The following is a 15,540-nucleotide window of genomic DNA, read 5'->3' as shown; positions in this document are numbered from 1 at the left end:
ATGGACGAAGGTCTGCGCTTCGCAATCCGCGAAGGTGGCCGTACCGTTGGCGCGGGTGTTGTTGCTAAAGTTATCGCTTAATTGTGATATCTGCTGTGGCCGTGTAAATGACCACTGCAACACAGTAAAAAGAGCACTTCGGTGCTCTTTTTTTTTGCTCTGAAAACGGCATAACCCTGCAAAGGGTGGGTTTGAAATAAAAACGATTCGCATTTACACTGTGTACAGAAAATGTACCCGAGTGATGAATCAATGTACGTCTGCCTGTGTAATGCCATCAGTGATAAAACCCTTCGTGAAGTCGTGCGTCGTTATCAGCCCAAATCTATCCAGCAATTGCGCCAGCTTGTGCCGATCGGCAAACAATGCGGTAAATGCATTCGTGCTGCACGTGAAATTATGGATGAAGAGATGCAGCATGCACCTCTCTACAAAGAGATAGCCTGACCGACGATCGGTGCGTGAATACCCACAATATCTGTCGCGTTTTTTTGACTTCTTTTTAACCGCATCTACGCTCTAATAAACCAGACGCGGAGGGTTAACAATGAAGGGCGATATCAAAGTTATCAGTCATCTCAACAAACTGCTTGGAAATGAACTGGTTGCTATCAATCAGTACTTTCTGCATGCGCGCATGTTCAAAAACTGGGGTCTGACGCGCCTCAATGACGTTGAATACCATGAATCAATCGATGAGATGAAACATGCCGATAAATATATCGAGCGTATTCTTTTCCTTGAAGGGATCCCAAACCTTCAGGATCTGGGACGACTCCGTATCGGTGAAGATGTTGAGGAGATGCTAAGTTCAGACCTGAATCTGGAGCTGGAGGGCGCGAAAGACCTTCGTGAAGCCATCTCCTATGCTGACAAAGTGCATGACTATGTCAGCCGTGACATGATGATTGAGATCCTGGCTGATGAGGAACATCACATCGACTGGATTGAGACGGAACTTGAGTTAATCCAGAAGATGGGCATTCAGAACTATCTGCAGGCTCAAATCAAACAAGAGTGAATCGGGTCTGCAGCACTATCGTTACCCAGCCCGCAATGGCCAGGAAAGGGCCAAACGGCAGCGGGCTGTCCCCCTGAATTAACCCTCGCAGTTGCAGCATCATGATAGTCGCCAGTGCCAGAACAGTGGCACCCAGCGCAATCCAGGGTAATGCCTGCCAGCCACAGCAGGCACCTAACGCAGCGAATAGCTTCATATCGCCATAACCTAATCCTTCGTACCCCCGAACCTGCCGATAGCTCCAGGCAAGTAGCCACAACGCACAGTAGCCCGACAGGGCGCCCCCTATCGCCGCTGTTTCGTTTCCGGTCATGCTGGCGTGGAGTAATCCCAGCCAGAGCAGCAGATAGCTAAGTGGGTCAGGTATACAGAAGTGGCGACAGTCGATGAAAGCTACAAGGAGTAACAGACTGGAGGCAGTGATGATGAAGATAGCGTCTGCAGGATCGGTGAAGCTTAGCAGCACCAGCAGGCAGAGCATTGCGACCAGCCATTCAGTGACGAAGCTATCTGCGGTGAATGGATGATGACAAAAGCGACACCGTCCTTTTAAACCCGCCCAGCTGACCAGAGGCAGAACGTCACGCCACAGCAAGCGCTGCTGACAATGCTCACACCGTGAACCGGGAATGCAAAGCGAGGCAAACCACTGAACGGGTGAGAGAGCGGGGGAGAAGCGCGCACAGGCCAGCGAAAGAAAGCTTCCCAATGCACCTCCGCAAGCCAGCACAGCAATCTGAGTGATAAGGGTCAGAGACATGATTTTGCTCCCGATAAAAGGTTACCAGCACTCTCTTTGTCTTCCCGTTCTCTGTCATCTATAAATGAATAACTGCGGAAATGCGCTCACAACGTAATGAGGGATTTATCAGCCATACGGCATTCCAGTGCGACGCGCGTCTCACGAATCGGCCACTATTTCATGGGTAAAAGGTCAACGCGGGTTGCTTCCTGAACAGATTTACGTATAATGCGCGGGCCTGCAGATATTGCAGGCGCGATTCGAGCAGAATCGCAGACGGCTGAAATATGGGCCGCCTGACAATACTCCCAATTGGGGAGTTATATGCTGAACGATTACACTCTCCCATCAATCGTAATGGGCTCGAGTAGTAATTTTTTTCGTCTATAAAAAGTTTGGAGCTCTGGTCTCATGCAGAACCAAAGAATCCGTATCCGTCTTAAAGCGTTTGATCATCGTCTGATCGATCAATCAACCGCGGAAATCGTTGAGACCGCCAAGCGCACTGGTGCGCAGGTTCGTGGTCCAATCCCGCTGCCAACCCGCAAAGAGCGTTTTACTGTTCTGATCTCTCCGCACGTTAACAAAGATGCGCGTGATCAGTACGAAATCCGCACTCACAAGCGTCTGGTAGACATCGTTGAGCCAACTGAAAAAACCGTTGATGCTCTGATGCGTCTGGATCTGGCTGCCGGTGTTGACGTGCAGATCAGCCTGGGTTAATCAGGTCATCGAGCGATTGAGAGGTTGAAACAATGATTGGTTTAGTCGGTAAAAAAGTGGGCATGACCCGCATCTTCACTGAAGATGGCGTTTCTATCCCCGTCACCGTAATCGAAGTTGAAGCGAACCGCGTTACTCAGGTCAAAGGCCTGGAAAACGATGGTTACCAGGCAATTCAGGTTACCACCGGTGCTAAAAAAGCAAACCGTGTGACCAAACCTGAAGCTGGTCATTTTGCTAAAGCTGGCGTTGAAGCTGGCCGTGGCCTGTGGGAATTCCGCACCGCTGAAGGTGAAGAATACTCTGTAGGTCAGAGCATCAGCGTTGAGATTTTCGCTGAAGTTAAGAAAGTTGACGTAACCGGTACCTCTAAAGGTAAAGGTTTCGCCGGTACCGTTAAGCGCTGGAACTTCCGTACCCAGGACGCTACTCACGGTAACTCCTTGTCTCACCGCGTTCCGGGTTCTATCGGTCAGAACCAGACTCCGGGCAAAGTGTTCAAAGGCAAGAAAATGGCAGGTCAGCTGGGTAATGAGCGCGTAACCGTTCAGAGTCTGGACGTAGTACGTGTTGACGCTGAGCGCAACCTGCTGCTGGTTAAAGGTGCAGTTCCCGGTGCTACCGGTAGCGACCTGATCGTTAAACCAGCTGTGAAGGCGTAAGGGGATAGCAATGGAATTAGTATTGAAAGACGCGCAGAGCGCGCTGACTGTTTCCGAAACTACCTTCGGTCGTGATTTCAACGAAGCGCTGGTTCACCAGGTTGTTGTTGCTTACGCATCTGGCGCCCGCCAGGGTACTCGTGCGCAGAAAACTCGCGCCGAAGTAACTGGTTCAGGCAAAAAGCCATGGCGTCAAAAAGGCACCGGCCGTGCGCGTGCAGGTTCTGTAAAGAGCCCAATCTGGCGTTCAGGTGGTGTGACCTTTGCTGCGAAGCCGCAGGACCACAGTCAAAAAGTTAACAAAAAGATGTACCGCGGCGCGCTGAAAAGCATTCTGTCCGAACTGGTACGTCAAGATCGTCTGATCGTTGTCGAATCATTTGCTGTAGAAGCACCGAAAACCAAGCTGCTGGTACAGAAACTGAAAGACATGGCTCTGGAAGACGTGCTGATCATCACTGGTGAACTGGATGAGAATCTGTTCCTGGCTGCGCGTAACCTGTACAAGGTTGACGTGCGTGATGCATCCGGTATCGACCCAGTTAGCCTGATCGCCTTCGACAAAGTCGTTATGACTGCTGATGCAGTTAAGCAAGTTGAGGAGATGCTGGCATGATCCGTGAAGAACGTCTGCTGAAAGTACTGCGCGCGCCGCACGTATCTGAAAAAGCATCTAGCGCGATGGAAAAAACCAATACCATCGTTCTCAAAGTTGCTAATGACGCGACCAAAGCAGAGATCGTTGCTGCTGTTGAGAAACTGTTCGAAGTAGAAGTTAAAGACGTAAACACCCTGGTAGTTAAGGGCAAAGTTAAGCGTCAAGGACAGCGTATCGGTCGTCGTAGCGACTGGAAAAAAGCTTACGTCACCCTGAAAGAAGGCCAGAATCTGGACTTCGCTGGCGGCGCTGAGTAAGTCGGAGGAGAAAGACAATGGCAGTTGTTAAATGTAAACCGACATCTCCGGGTCGTCGCCATGTAGTTAAAGTGGTAAACGCGGAGCTGCACAAGGGCAAACCATTCGCCCCGCTGGTAGAAAAAAACAGCAAATCCGGTGGCCGTAACAACAATGGCCGTATCACTACCCGTCATATCGGTGGTGGTCACAAGCAGGCATATCGTATTGTTGACTTCAAACGCAACAAAGATGGTATCCCGGCAATTGTTGAACGTCTTGAGTACGATCCGAACCGCTCTGCGAACATCGCACTGGTTCTGTACAAAGACGGCGAGCGCCGTTACATCCTGGCCCCTAAAGGCCTGAAAGCCGGCGACCAGATCCAATCTGGCGTTGATGCTGCGATCAAAGCAGGTAACACTCTGCCGATGCGTAACATCCCGGTGGGTTCAACCGTGCATAACGTAGAAATGAAACCAGGCAAAGGCGGTCAGATTGCTCGCTCAGCTGGTGCTTACGTGCAGATCGTTGCTCGTGAAGGTTCTTACGTTACCCTGCGTCTGCGTTCTGGTGAAATGCGTAAAGTCGAGTCTGACTGCCGCGCAACACTGGGCGAAGTCGGCAACGCTGAGCATATGCTTCGCGTTCTGGGTAAAGCTGGTGCAGCCCGTTGGCGTGGTGTTCGTCCGACCGTTCGTGGTACCGCGATGAACCCAGTTGATCACCCGCACGGTGGTGGTGAAGGTCGTAACTTTGGTAAGCACCCGGTAACTCCGTGGGGCGTTCAGACCAAAGGTAAGAAGACCCGTAGCAACAAGCGTACCGATAAGTTTATCGTACGTCGCCGTAGCAAATAATATTAGAGGATAAGCCATGCCACGTTCTCTCAAGAAAGGTCCTTTTATTGACCTGCACTTGCTGAAGAAGGTAGAGAAAGCGGTGGAAAGCGGTGACAAGAAGCCTTTGCGCACTTGGTCCCGTCGTTCAACGATCTTTCCTAACATGATCGGTTTGACCATCGCTGTCCATAATGGTCGTCAGCACGTTCCTGTCTTTGTTTCCGACGAAATGGTTGGTCACAAACTGGGTGAATTCGCGCCGACACGTACTTATCGCGGTCACGCGGCTGATAAAAAAGCCAAGAAGAAATAAGTAGGAGGAAGAGATGGAAACTTTAGCTCAACATCGCCACGCTCGTTCTTCTGCTCAGAAGGTTCGCCTTGTTGCAGACCTGATTCGCGGTAAGAAAGTGTCGCAGGCACTGGACATTTTGACCTACACCAATAAGAAAGCGGCTGTACTGGTCAAAAAAGTTCTGGAATCTGCCATTGCTAACGCCGAACACAACGATGGCGCTGATATCGACGATCTGAAAATCACGAAAATTTTCGTTGATGAAGGTCCGACCATGAAACGCATTATGCCGCGTGCCAAAGGTCGTGCAGATCGCATCCTGAAGCGCACCAGCCACATTACTGTGGTTGTGTCCGATCGCTGAGACTCTGGAGACTAGCAATGGGTCAGAAAGTACATCCTAATGGTATTCGCCTGGGTATTGTAAAACCATGGAACTCTACCTGGTTTGCGAACACCAATGAATTCGCTGACAACCTGGACAGCGATTTTAAAGTACGTCAGTTCCTGACTAAGGAACTGGCTAAAGCATCTGTCTCTCGTATCGTTATCGAGCGTCCAGCGAAGAGCATCCGTGTGACTATTCACACCGCTCGTCCGGGCATCGTCATCGGTAAGAAAGGCGAAGATGTAGAAAAACTGCGCACGGTCGTCGCGAAAATCGCTGGCGTTCCTGCACAGATTAATATCGCCGAAGTCCGCAAGCCGGAACTGGACGCGAAACTGGTAGCTGACAGCATCACTTCACAGCTGGAGCGTCGTGTGATGTTCCGTCGTGCTATGAAGCGTGCAGTTCAGAACGCCATGCGTCTTGGCGCGAAGGGTATTAAAGTCGAAGTTAGCGGCCGTCTGGGTGGCGCCGAGATCGCACGTACCGAATGGTATCGTGAAGGTCGCGTGCCATTGCACACACTGCGTGCTGACATTGACTACAACACCTCTGAAGCGCACACCACTTATGGTGTAATCGGCGTTAAGGTATGGATCTTCAAAGGTGAGATCCTGGGTGGTATGGCTGCTGTTGAACAACCGGAACCGGCTGCTCAACCTAAAAAGCAGCAGCGTAAAGGCCGTAAGTAAGGAGAGTCGCTGATGTTACAACCAAAGCGTACGAAATTCCGTAAAGTGCACAAAGGCCGTAACCGCGGTCTGGCTGCGGGTACGGATGTCAGCTTCGGTACTTTCGGTCTGAAAGCTGTTGGCCGTGGTCGTCTGACCGCTCGTCAGATCGAAGCAGCACGTCGTGCTATGACCCGTGCAGTTAAGCGTCAAGGTAAGATCTGGATCCGAGTATTCCCGGACAAACCGATCACCGAGAAGCCGCTGGAAGTGCGTATGGGTAAAGGTAAGGGTAACGTAGAGTATTGGGTTGCCCTGATCCAGCCTGGTAAAGTCCTGTATGAAATGGACGGCGTATCAGAAGAGCTGGCCCGTGAAGCATTCAAGCTGGCAGCAGCAAAACTGCCTATCAAAACCACCTTTGTAACTAAGACGGTGATGTAATGAAAGCAACTGAGCTGCGTGAAAAAAGCGTTGAAGAGCTGAACACTGAGCTGCTTAATCTGCTGCGTGAGCAATTTAACCTGCGCATGCAGGCAGCATCTGGCCAACTGCAGCAGACTCATCTGCTGAAACAGGTTCGCCGTGATGTTGCACGCGTTAAGACTTTACTGACTGAGAAGGCGGGTTCGTAATGACCGATAAAATCCGTACTCTGCAGGGTCGTGTAGTAAGTGACAAAATGCAGAAATCTGCAGTTGTTGCTATCGAACGTTTTGTGAAACACCCGATCTACGGCAAATTCATCAAACGTACGACCAAGCTGCACATCCATGACGAGAACAATGAATGTGGAATTGGTGACGTGGTAGAAATCCGCGAATGCCGTCCACTGTCCAAGACTAAATCCTGGACCCTGGTTCGCGTAATCGAGAAAGCGGTTCTGTAATAAGAATTGTTTTTTCTGAGGAAACCCTCTGCTCCGGCAGAGGGTTTTTTTTTGCCTGTAATACAAGGTTGATCCATTTGTGCCTGTGACAGTCCAGTTTTGATGGCGCTCGAAAATTTAGCAGATTGTCAGATCTAAGCTGAGACTCTTCAGGCAATGAGGCCTGAAAGCTGCGGGTCCTACAGGCCGGAGTTATAATAACTGTACAAGGAAATGTGCCGTGAAAATGGAGAGTCCTGACCGCTTACGCCAGTGACTGATAAAGCTGCCACTGTTAGCTGCGTTACCTGCGATTAGATCTGCCAACAGCTTGCCGCTATTATCGGGTAGCATACAATCACCACCCACAGGCAATAGCATGGAACGAACTCTGTTACTGAAGAATGCCGAATGTGTGGTCTGCATGGATGCCGACCGTCGGGAAATACGTAACGGCAGCATTCTGATTAAAGGAAATCAGATCGTTGCCGTAGGAGATGCAGGATCGTTACCCGATAGCGCGGATGAGATTATCGATCTGCGGGGACATATTGTCATTCCTGGCCTGATCAATACGCATCACCATATGTACCAGAGCCTGACCCGCGCCATCCCCGCAGTACAAAACGGCGAGCTTTTCAATTGGCTGACCCATCTCTACCCACTGTGGCAGAATCTGACGCCTGAGATGATTCGTATCTCATCACAAATCTCAATGGCCGAGTTAATGCTCTCTGGCTGTACTACTACCAGTGACCATCTCTATGTTTACCCTAATGGCTGTAAACTTGACGACAGCATTGAGGCTGCAGCCTTAATGGGCATGCGTTTTCATGCAAGCCGGGGCAGCATGAGCGTCGGTAAATCCCTGGGTGGCCTGCCGCCCGATTCACTGGTCGAGAATGAAGCCGCGATCCTTAAGGATACGCAGCGCGTGATTGAGCGCTACCACGATCACAGCCATGGTTCGATGCTACGTATCGTGGTGGCGCCATGCTCGCCGTTCTCAGTCAGCCGTGAGCTGATGAAGCAATCCGCTGCGCTGGCACGCAACTTCAACGTTTCTATGCACACTCATCTGGCGGAGAACGAAAGCGATATCCGTTATAGCCGCGAAAAGTTTAATATGACGCCAGCGCAGTATGTTGAAGACCTCGGCTGGGTAGGACCGGATGTCTGGCATGCGCACTGCGTCAAACTGGATCAACACGGTATAGAGCTCTTTGCGCGGACTGGTACCGGCATCGCCCACTGTCCCTGCTCGAACATGCGTCTCGGCTCAGGCATTGCTCCGATACGGCACATGTGCGATGCCGGCGTACATGTTGGTATGGGTGTGGATGGTTCAGCTTCCAATGACAGCTCAGATATGATGGCAGAGGTACGTCAGGCGATGCTGCTTCAGCGCGTCGGTTTCGGCCCGGATGCGATGACGGCCCGTCAGGCATTAGAGCTGGCGACCCTGGGTGGAGCAAAAGTGCTGAATCGCAATGACGTGGGTGCCATTGCCCCAGGCATGATGGCCGATTTAGCCATATTTGACCTGAATCGCATTGGCCTGGCCGGGGCAGGGTACGATCCTGTCGCCGCCCTGGTGTTCTGTAATCCGGGACAAGTCGCTTACAGCATTATCAATGGAAAAGTGAGGGTGCGTGACGGACAACTGGCCGGAATTGAACTGCCAGTCGTGCTGCATCAGCATAACCAACTGGCCAGAAAACTGGTTGGTTGAGCCATAAGGGCACTTTATTTGGAAGGCGACGAAAAATAAGGCAGATTACATTTGCTACTGTTCGCACTATTCCCTAGAATACGCGCTCCCTGTCATCAGGGAAAATCAGCGGCTCGATTGAGAGCCGTTTATTTTTTCTACCCATCTGTGAGAACCGGTGTTACAATGCCGCGCCCTCAATTATGGGGCTTTCTAACGACCTGAGGTTTAGGTCCCGAAGTAGTAGTTGACATTAGCGGAGCACTAAAATGATCCAAGAACAGACTATGCTGAACGTCGCCGACAACTCCGGTGCACGTCGCGTAATGTGTATCAAGGTTCTGGGTGGCTCGCACCGTCGCTACGCAGGCGTCGGTGACATCATCAAAGTTACCATCAAGGAAGCAATTCCTCGTGGTAAAGTCAAAAAAGGTGATGTCCTGAAGGCGGTAGTGGTGCGCACCAGGAAGGGTGTTCGTCGCCCGGACGGTTCTGTCATTCGCTTCGATGGTAATGCATGCGTTATTCTGAACAATAACAGTGAGCAGCCTATCGGTACGCGTATTTTTGGGCCGGTAACTCGTGAACTTCGTACTGAAAAGTTCATGAAAATTATCTCTCTGGCACCAGAAGTACTCTAAGGAGCGAACAATGGCAGCTAAAATCCGTCGTAACGACGAAGTTATCGTGTTAACCGGTAAAGATAAAGGTAAGCGCGGTAAAGTTAAGAATGTCCTGTCTTCTGGTAAGGTCATCGTTGAAGGTATCAACCTGGTTAAGAAACATCAGAAGCCGGTTCCGGCCCTGAACCAACCAGGTGGCATCGTTGAAAAAGAAGCTGCTATTCAGGTTTCTAACGTTGCACTGTTCAACGCGGCAACTGGTAAGGCTGACCGTGTAGGCTTTAGATTCGAAGACGGCAAAAAAGTCCGTTTCTTCAAGTCTAACAGCGAAACTATCAAGTAATTTGGAGTAGTACGATGGCGAAACTGCATGATTACTACAAAGACGAAGTAGTCCAGAAACTCATGACAGAGTTTGGCTACAATTCTGTCATGCAAGTCCCTCGGGTCGAGAAGATCACCCTGAACATGGGTGTTGGTGAAGCGATCGCTGACAAGAAACTGCTGGATAACGCAGCAGCTGACCTGGCAGCAATCTCCGGTCAAAAACCGCTGGTCACCAAAGCACGCAAATCAGTTGCAGGCTTCAAAATCCGTCAGGGCTATCCGATCGGCTGTAAAGTAACTCTGCGTGGCGAGCGCATGTGGGAGTTCTTTGAGCGTCTGGTCACCATTGCTGTTCCACGTATCCGTGACTTCCGTGGCTTGTCCGCTAAGTCATTCGATGGTCGTGGCAACTACAGCATGGGTGTACGTGAGCAGATCATCTTCCCAGAAATCGACTACGACAAAGTCGATCGCGTTCGTGGTTTGGATATCACCATTACCACTACTGCGAAATCTGATGATGAAGGCCGTGCTCTGCTGGCTGCCTTTGACTTCCCGTTCCGTAAGTAAGGTAGGGTTACTTAATGGCTAAGCAATCTATGAAAGCACGCGAAGTTAAGCGTGCGAAATTAGCAGACAAATTCTTCGCTAAACGCGCTGAACTGAAAGCGATCATCTCTGATGTGAACGCTTCCGACGAAGATCGTTGGGATGCTGTTCTGAAGCTGCAGAGTCTGCCGCGTGATTCCAGCCCTTCACGTCAGCGTAACCGCTGCCGTCAAACAGGTCGTCCGCACGGTTTCCTGCGGAAGTTTGGGTTGAGCCGTATCAAGGTCCGCGAAGCCGCCATGCGCGGTGAAATCCCGGGCCTGAAAAAGGCTAGCTGGTAATTGTCACCAATTGAATCACGGGAGTAACACAGATGAGCATGCAAGATCCGATCGCGGATATGCTGACCCGTATCCGTAACGGTCAGGCCGCAAACAAAGTTGCGGTCACCATGCCTTCCTCCAAGCTGAAATTGGCAATTGCCAACGTTCTGAAGGAAGAAGGATATATTGAAGATTTCAAAATCGAAGGCGACATCAAGCTGGAACTGGAACTTACTCTCAAGTATTTCCAGGGCAAAGCTGTTGTAGAAAGCATTCAGCGAGTAAGCCGTCCTGGCCTGCGCATCTATAAGAAAAAAGATGAGCTGCCAAAGGTAATGGCTGGTATGGGCATCGCTGTAGTTTCTACATCTAAAGGTGTCATGACTGATCGTGCAGCGCGCCAGGCAGGTCTTGGTGGCGAAATTATCTGCTACGTAGCGTAATCGGAGGATACATATGTCTCGTGTTGCTAAAGCACCTGTCGTTGTTCCTGCCGGCGTAGAGGTAAAACTCAACGGTCAGGTAATTTCGATTAAAGGTAAAAACGGCGAGCTGACTCGTACTATCAATGATGCTGTTGAAGTTAAGCATGCTGACAACGCTCTGACTTTCGCTCCGCGCGAAGGTTTCGTTGACGGCTGGGCGCAGGCGGGTACTTCTCGCGCGCTGCTGAACGCAATGGTTATCGGTGTTACCGAAGGCTTCACTAAGAAGCTGCAGCTGGTTGGTGTAGGTTATCGTGCAGCCGTTAAAGGCGACGTGGTTAACCTGTCTCTGGGCTTTTCTCATCCAGTCGATCACCAGCTGCCCGCGGGTATCACTGCAGAATGTCCAACTCAGACTGAGATCGTGCTGAAAGGCGCTGATAAACAGCTGATTGGTCAGGTTGCTGCGGACCTGCGCGCCTACCGTCGTCCTGAGCCTTATAAAGGCAAGGGTGTCCGTTACGCCGACGAAGTCGTGCGTACCAAAGAGGCTAAGAAGAAGTAAGGTAACACTATGGATAAGAAATCTGCTCGTATCCGTCGTGCGACCCGTGCACGTCGCAAGCTCAAAGAGCTGGGTGCTACTCGCCTGGTGGTACATCGTACCCCGCGTCATATTTACGCACAGGTGATCGCCCCGAACGGTTCCGAAGTTCTGGTCGCTGCTTCTACTGTAGAAAAAGCTATCACTGAACAACTGAAGTATACCGGTAATAAAGAAGCCGCAGCTGCAGTAGGTAAAGCTATCGCAGAACGCGCAATCGAAAAAGGCATCACTGGTGTTTCTTTCGACCGTTCCGGTTTCCAATATCATGGTCGCGTCCAGGCACTGGCAGATGCTGCCCGTGAAGCTGGCCTTCAGTTCTAAGGTAGAGGTCTAAGATGGCACACATCGAGAAACAAGCTGGCGAACTGCAGGAAAAACTGATCGCGGTAAACCGTGTTTCTAAAACTGTTAAAGGTGGTCGTATCTTCTCCTTCACAGCTCTGACTGTGGTAGGCGATGGTAATGGTCGCGTAGGTTTTGGTTACGGTAAAGCGCGTGAAGTTCCAGCAGCGATCCAGAAAGCGATGGAGAAAGCCCGTCGCAACATGGTTAACGTCGCGCTGAACAACGGCACCCTGCAGCACCCAGTTAAAGGTGCACACACGGGTTCCCGCGTGTTCATGCAGCCGGCTTCAGAAGGTACCGGTATTATTGCCGGTGGTGCAATGCGCGCCGTTCTGGAAGTCGCTGGAGTTCATAACGTACTGGCAAAAACCTATGGTTCCACAAACCCGATTAACGTGGTTCGTGCAACTATCGACGGCCTGGGCAATATGAAATCTCCGGAAATGGTCGCTGCTAAGCGTGGTAAATCCGTTGAAGAAATTCTGGGGTAATCACGATGGCTAAGACTATTAAAATCACTCAAACCCGTAGTTCAATCGGCCGCTTGCCTAAGCATAAAGCCACTCTGGTTGGCCTGGGTCTGCGTCGTATTGGCCACACCGTTGAGCGTGAAGACACGCCTGCAGTTCGCGGTATGGTTAACGCGGTTTCCTATATGGTTAAAGTGGAGGAGTAAGAGATGCGTTTAAATACTCTGTCTCCGGCCGAAGGGTCTAAGCACGCTTCCAAGCGTCTGGGTCGTGGTATTGGTTCTGGCCTCGGAAAAACCGGTGGTCGTGGTCACAAAGGTCAGAACTCACGTTCTGGCGGTGGCGTACGTCGCGGTTTCGAAGGTGGTCAGATGCCTCTGTACCGTCGTCTGCCGAAGTTCGGTTTCACCTCTCGCAAATCAATGATCACCACAGAGATTCGTCTGTCTGATCTGGCGAAAGTTGAAGGCGGTATCGTCGACCTGAACGCGCTGAAAGCAGCCAACATTGTCGGTGTTCAGATTGAATTCGTTAAAGTAATTCTGTCTGGTGAAGTATCTACACCGGTAACGGTTCGCGGTCTGCGTGTCACCAAAGGTGCACGTGCTGCAATCGAAGCTGCTGGCGGTAAAATCGAGGAATAAGTAGCAGATGGCTAAACAACCGGGATTAGATTTTCAAAGTGCCAAAGGCGGCTTTGGTGAGCTGAAACGCAGACTGCTGTTTGTAATCGGCGCACTCATTGTCTTCCGTATTGGCTCTTTCATTCCAATCCCTGGTATTGATGCCACTGTACTTGCCAAACTGCTTGAGCAACAGCGTGGCACCATCATTGAAATGTTTAACATGTTCTCTGGTGGTGCTCTCAGCCGTGCTTCTATTTTCGCACTGGGCATCATGCCGTATATTTCGGCATCGATTATCATCCAGTTATTAACGGTGGTTCATCCAGCGTTAGCGGAAATCAAGAAAGAAGGGGAGGCTGGCCGTCGTAAGATTAGCCAGTACACCCGATACGGTACGTTGGTATTGGCCATATTTCAGTCAATCGGTATTGCTACCGGTCTGCCGAATATGCCAGGGATGCAAGGCCTGGTTATGAATCCAGGCTTTGCCTTCTACTTTACCGCTGTTGTGAGTCTGGTCTCGGGAACAATGTTCCTGATGTGGCTGGGCGAACAGATTACTGAGCGTGGTATCGGTAACGGTATTTCGATCATTATCTTCGCAGGTATCGTTGCGGGTCTCCCGCCGGCCATTGGCCATACCATCGAGCAAGCGCGGCAAGGCGACCTGCACTTCCTTCTGTTGCTGTTGGTTGCAGTACTCGTATTCGCAGTGACCTTCTTTGTTATTTTCGTTGAACGTGGACAGCGCCGCATTGTGGTGAACTACGCAAAACGTCAGCAAGGTCGTCGCGTTTACGCTGCACAGAGCACACATTTACCGTTGAAAGTGAACATGGCGGGCGTAATCCCAGCCATCTTTGCTTCCAGCATTATTCTGTTCCCGGCAACGATTGCATCGTGGTTTGGGGGCGGTACCGGTTGGAACTGGCTGACAACAATTTCGCTGTATTTGCAGCCAGGACAGCCGCTTTATGTGCTACTCTATGCGACTGCAATCATCTTCTTCTGTTTCTTCTATACGGCGTTGGTTTTCAACCCGCGTGAAACAGCAGATAACCTGAAGAAGTCTGGTGCATTCGTACCGGGAATTCGTCCGGGAGAGCAAACGGCGAGGTATATTGATAAAGTAATGACGCGTTTGACCTTAATCGGCGCTTTGTACATTACTTTTATCTGCCTTATCCCGGAGTTCATGCGTGATGCGATGAAGGTTCCCTTCTACTTTGGTGGTACTTCACTGCTTATTGTAGTTGTCGTCATCATGGACTTTATGGCTCAGGTGCAAACTCTGATGATGTCAAGTCAGTACGAGTCGGCACTGAAAAAAGCTAACCTGAAAGGCTACGGCCGTTAATTCAGTTGGTTGAGAAGTTACGGAGAGTAAAAATGAAAGTTCGTGCTTCCGTCAAGAGATTATGTCGTAACTGCAAAATCGTTCGTCGCGACGGTGTCGTCCGTGTGATTTGCAGCTCCGAGCCAAAGCATAAACAGCGCCAAGGCTGATTTGTCACATATTTTTCTTGCAAAGTTGGGTTGAGCTGGCTAGATTAGCCAGCCAATCTTTTGTATGTCAGTGCGTTTCCATTTGAGTATCCTGAAAACGGGCTTTTCAGCATGGGACGTGCTTGTTTAATTATAGGAGTGCATAGTGGCCCGTATAGCAGGCATTAACATTCCTGATCAAAAACATACCGTTATCGCATTAACTTCGATCTTCGGTATCGGCAAAACCCGTTCAAAAGCCATCTGCGCTTCAACGGGTATTGCTGAAAATGTTAAGATCAGTGAGCTGTCTGAAGAACAAATTGATCTGCTGCGTGATGCAGTGGCGAAATTCGTTGTAGAAGGTGATCTGCGCCGTGAAATCACCCTGAGCATCAAGCGTCTTATGGACCTTGGTTGCTACCGTGGTTTGCGCCATCGTCGTGGTCTTCCGGTTCGCGGTCAGCGTACCAAGACCAACGCACGTACCCGTAAGGGTCCGCGTAAACCGATCAAGAAATAATCGGGGTGAGTAAATAATGGCAAAGGCACCAGTTCGTGCACGTAAGCGTGTAAGAAAACAAGTCTCAGATGGCGTGGCTCATGTCCATGCTTCTTTTAACAACACCATCGTTACCATTACTGATCGTCAGGGTAACGCACTGGGTTGGGCAACCGCCGGTGGTTCCGGTTTCCGCGGTTCACGTAAATCCACTCCGTTTGCTGCTCAGGTCGCTGCAGAGCGCTGTGCAGAAGCGGTAAAAGATTACGGAATTAAGAACCTGGAAGTTATGGTAAAGGGTCCGGGTCCAGGACGCGAATCTACGATTCGTGCTTTGAACGCCGCTGGTTTCCGCATCACTAATATTACTGATGTGACTCCTATCCCTCATAACGGTTGTCGTCCGCCGAAAAAACGTCGCGTATAACGCCCGTTTTTTAG

Annotated in this window: 30 protein-coding genes; 29 read left to right on the top strand and 1 reads right to left on the bottom strand. The window is 50.5% G+C overall.

The genetic code is table 11. The features are described 5' to 3' along the window. The 3 genes from AC2LB6_RS22680 to bfr form a co-directional block, all read left to right on the top strand. Positions 1 to 81 (top strand): EF-Tu C-terminal domain-related protein (locus tag AC2LB6_RS22680; protein ID WP_081048829.1); only part of this gene is annotated, 81 nt, incomplete at its 5' end. Positions 82 to 252: 171 nt separating this feature from the next. Then, the gene (gene bfd, locus AC2LB6_RS22675) at positions 253 to 447 is read left to right on the top strand and encodes a bacterioferritin-associated ferredoxin (RefSeq protein ID WP_010253015.1); all 195 of its coding nucleotides are present in this window, start codon (positions 253 to 255) and stop codon (positions 445 to 447) included. A gap of 100 nt (positions 448 to 547) precedes the next feature. After that, positions 548 to 1,021: a bacterioferritin gene (gene bfr, locus AC2LB6_RS22670; RefSeq protein WP_010253012.1), complete on the top strand. Its 474-nt coding sequence runs from the start codon at positions 548 to 550 to the stop codon at positions 1,019 to 1,021. On the opposite strand, the gene AC2LB6_RS22665 is transcribed toward bfr, so the two are convergent. After that, on the bottom strand, positions 1,008 to 1,781 hold the full coding sequence (locus AC2LB6_RS22665; protein WP_490095205.1) for a prepilin peptidase: 774 nt from the start codon (positions 1,779 to 1,781) through the stop codon (positions 1,008 to 1,010). The two genes, bfr and AC2LB6_RS22665, sit on opposite strands and share 14 nt — an antisense overlap. A 393-nt stretch (positions 1,782 to 2,174) precedes the next feature. Between AC2LB6_RS22665 and rpsJ the strand changes: the two genes are divergently transcribed. From rpsJ to rpsK, 26 genes are all read left to right on the top strand, one after another. Next, a complete protein-coding gene (gene rpsJ, locus AC2LB6_RS22660) occupies positions 2,175 to 2,486 on the top strand; it encodes a 30S ribosomal protein S10 (RefSeq protein WP_001181005.1) in 312 nt (103 codons plus the stop codon). Positions 2,487 to 2,518: 32 nt separating this feature from the next. Further along, positions 2,519 to 3,148 carry a 50S ribosomal protein L3 gene (gene rplC, locus AC2LB6_RS22655; RefSeq protein WP_003850712.1) on the top strand — a complete coding sequence of 210 codons (630 nt, stop codon included), beginning with the start codon at positions 2,519 to 2,521 and terminating at the stop codon, positions 3,146 to 3,148. A 10-nt stretch (positions 3,149 to 3,158) separates the two neighbouring features. Beyond that, positions 3,159 to 3,764 carry a 50S ribosomal protein L4 gene (rplD, locus tag AC2LB6_RS22650; RefSeq protein ID WP_003850711.1) on the top strand — a complete coding sequence of 202 codons (606 nt, stop codon included), beginning with the start codon at positions 3,159 to 3,161 and terminating at the stop codon, positions 3,762 to 3,764. Then, a complete protein-coding gene (gene rplW / locus AC2LB6_RS22645; RefSeq protein WP_003850708.1) occupies positions 3,761 to 4,063 on the top strand; it encodes a 50S ribosomal protein L23 in 303 nt (100 codons plus the stop codon). Before rplD ends, rplW begins: the two co-directional genes overlap by 4 nt. A 17-nt stretch (positions 4,064 to 4,080) precedes the next feature. Next, a complete protein-coding gene (gene rplB / locus AC2LB6_RS22640) occupies positions 4,081 to 4,902 on the top strand; it encodes a 50S ribosomal protein L2 (protein WP_090967268.1) in 822 nt (273 codons plus the stop codon). 16 nt (positions 4,903 to 4,918) lie between these two features. Beyond that, complete coding sequence (rpsS, locus tag AC2LB6_RS22635) at positions 4,919 to 5,197, top strand: 30S ribosomal protein S19 (RefSeq protein ID WP_001138115.1); 279 nt, start codon at positions 4,919 to 4,921, stop codon at positions 5,195 to 5,197. A gap of 13 nt (positions 5,198 to 5,210) precedes the next feature. After that, positions 5,211 to 5,543, top strand: coding sequence for a 50S ribosomal protein L22 (rplV, locus tag AC2LB6_RS22630; protein ID WP_008927136.1), 333 nt, complete (start codon positions 5,211 to 5,213; stop codon positions 5,541 to 5,543). A gap of 17 nt (positions 5,544 to 5,560) precedes the next feature. After that, positions 5,561 to 6,259 (top strand): 30S ribosomal protein S3, encoded by a 699-nt coding sequence (rpsC, locus tag AC2LB6_RS22625; RefSeq protein WP_008927135.1) that lies wholly within the window; start codon positions 5,561 to 5,563, stop codon positions 6,257 to 6,259. A gap of 12 nt (positions 6,260 to 6,271) precedes the next feature. Then, positions 6,272 to 6,682, top strand: coding sequence for a 50S ribosomal protein L16 (gene rplP, locus AC2LB6_RS22620; protein ID WP_090967267.1), 411 nt, complete (start codon positions 6,272 to 6,274; stop codon positions 6,680 to 6,682). Next, on the top strand, positions 6,682 to 6,873 hold the full coding sequence (rpmC, locus tag AC2LB6_RS22615) for a 50S ribosomal protein L29 (RefSeq protein ID WP_003850146.1): 192 nt from the start codon (positions 6,682 to 6,684) through the stop codon (positions 6,871 to 6,873). Before rplP ends, rpmC begins: the two co-directional genes overlap by 1 nt. Continuing rightward, entirely contained in the window at positions 6,873 to 7,127 is a 255-nt protein-coding gene (gene rpsQ / locus AC2LB6_RS22610) for a 30S ribosomal protein S17 (RefSeq protein ID WP_003850147.1), read from the top strand. Before rpmC ends, rpsQ begins: the two co-directional genes overlap by 1 nt. 358 nt (positions 7,128 to 7,485) lie before the next feature. Beyond that, a complete protein-coding gene (locus tag AC2LB6_RS22605) occupies positions 7,486 to 8,838 on the top strand; it encodes an 8-oxoguanine deaminase (RefSeq protein WP_490095204.1) in 1,353 nt (450 codons plus the stop codon). Between the two features lie 248 nt (positions 8,839 to 9,086). Beyond that, positions 9,087 to 9,458, top strand: coding sequence for a 50S ribosomal protein L14 (gene rplN / locus AC2LB6_RS22600; RefSeq protein WP_006120590.1), 372 nt, complete (start codon positions 9,087 to 9,089; stop codon positions 9,456 to 9,458). Between the two features lie 10 nt (positions 9,459 to 9,468). Then, entirely contained in the window at positions 9,469 to 9,783 is a 315-nt protein-coding gene (gene rplX / locus AC2LB6_RS22595) for a 50S ribosomal protein L24 (RefSeq protein WP_003850150.1), read from the top strand. Positions 9,784 to 9,797: 14 nt separating this feature from the next. Beyond that, positions 9,798 to 10,337, top strand: a complete 540-nt coding sequence (gene rplE, locus AC2LB6_RS22590) for a 50S ribosomal protein L5 (RefSeq protein ID WP_003850155.1) — start codon at positions 9,798 to 9,800, stop codon at positions 10,335 to 10,337. Between the two features lie 14 nt (positions 10,338 to 10,351). Continuing rightward, positions 10,352 to 10,657 (top strand): 30S ribosomal protein S14, encoded by a 306-nt coding sequence (rpsN, locus tag AC2LB6_RS22585; RefSeq protein WP_008927132.1) that lies wholly within the window; start codon positions 10,352 to 10,354, stop codon positions 10,655 to 10,657. A gap of 32 nt (positions 10,658 to 10,689) precedes the next feature. Continuing rightward, positions 10,690 to 11,082, top strand: coding sequence for a 30S ribosomal protein S8 (rpsH, locus tag AC2LB6_RS22580; protein WP_003850158.1), 393 nt, complete (start codon positions 10,690 to 10,692; stop codon positions 11,080 to 11,082). Positions 11,083 to 11,095: 13 nt separating this feature from the next. Further along, on the top strand, positions 11,096 to 11,629 hold the full coding sequence (rplF, locus tag AC2LB6_RS22575; RefSeq protein ID WP_003850161.1) for a 50S ribosomal protein L6: 534 nt from the start codon (positions 11,096 to 11,098) through the stop codon (positions 11,627 to 11,629). 9 nt (positions 11,630 to 11,638) lie between these two features. After that, positions 11,639 to 11,992, top strand: coding sequence for a 50S ribosomal protein L18 (rplR, locus tag AC2LB6_RS22570; protein WP_003850163.1), 354 nt, complete (start codon positions 11,639 to 11,641; stop codon positions 11,990 to 11,992). Positions 11,993 to 12,006: 14 nt separating this feature from the next. After that, a complete protein-coding gene (gene rpsE, locus AC2LB6_RS22565; protein WP_090967265.1) occupies positions 12,007 to 12,507 on the top strand; it encodes a 30S ribosomal protein S5 in 501 nt (166 codons plus the stop codon). A 5-nt stretch (positions 12,508 to 12,512) separates the two neighbouring features. After that, positions 12,513 to 12,692, top strand: coding sequence for a 50S ribosomal protein L30 (rpmD, locus tag AC2LB6_RS22560; RefSeq protein ID WP_003850166.1), 180 nt, complete (start codon positions 12,513 to 12,515; stop codon positions 12,690 to 12,692). A 3-nt stretch (positions 12,693 to 12,695) separates the two neighbouring features. Continuing rightward, positions 12,696 to 13,130 carry a 50S ribosomal protein L15 gene (gene rplO / locus AC2LB6_RS22555; protein ID WP_090967264.1) on the top strand — a complete coding sequence of 145 codons (435 nt, stop codon included), beginning with the start codon at positions 12,696 to 12,698 and terminating at the stop codon, positions 13,128 to 13,130. A 7-nt stretch (positions 13,131 to 13,137) separates the two neighbouring features. Further along, positions 13,138 to 14,469, top strand: coding sequence for a preprotein translocase subunit SecY (gene secY / locus AC2LB6_RS22550; RefSeq protein ID WP_090967263.1), 1,332 nt, complete (start codon positions 13,138 to 13,140; stop codon positions 14,467 to 14,469). A 32-nt stretch (positions 14,470 to 14,501) separates the two neighbouring features. Continuing rightward, entirely contained in the window at positions 14,502 to 14,618 is a 117-nt protein-coding gene (rpmJ, locus tag AC2LB6_RS22545) for a 50S ribosomal protein L36 (RefSeq protein WP_090967262.1), read from the top strand. Positions 14,619 to 14,763: 145 nt separating this feature from the next. Beyond that, positions 14,764 to 15,120 carry a 30S ribosomal protein S13 gene (gene rpsM, locus AC2LB6_RS22540; protein WP_090967261.1) on the top strand — a complete coding sequence of 119 codons (357 nt, stop codon included), beginning with the start codon at positions 14,764 to 14,766 and terminating at the stop codon, positions 15,118 to 15,120. A gap of 16 nt (positions 15,121 to 15,136) precedes the next feature. After that, the gene (gene rpsK / locus AC2LB6_RS22535; protein ID WP_004160563.1) at positions 15,137 to 15,526 is read left to right on the top strand and encodes a 30S ribosomal protein S11; all 390 of its coding nucleotides are present in this window, start codon (positions 15,137 to 15,139) and stop codon (positions 15,524 to 15,526) included. Positions 15,527 to 15,540: the final 14 nt, after the last annotated feature.

Source organism: Pantoea sp. RCC30.1, from assembly GCF_058148845.1.
Note: the sequence above shows the minus strand (reverse complement) of the source record. Positions and strands in the feature narration are given on the sequence as shown.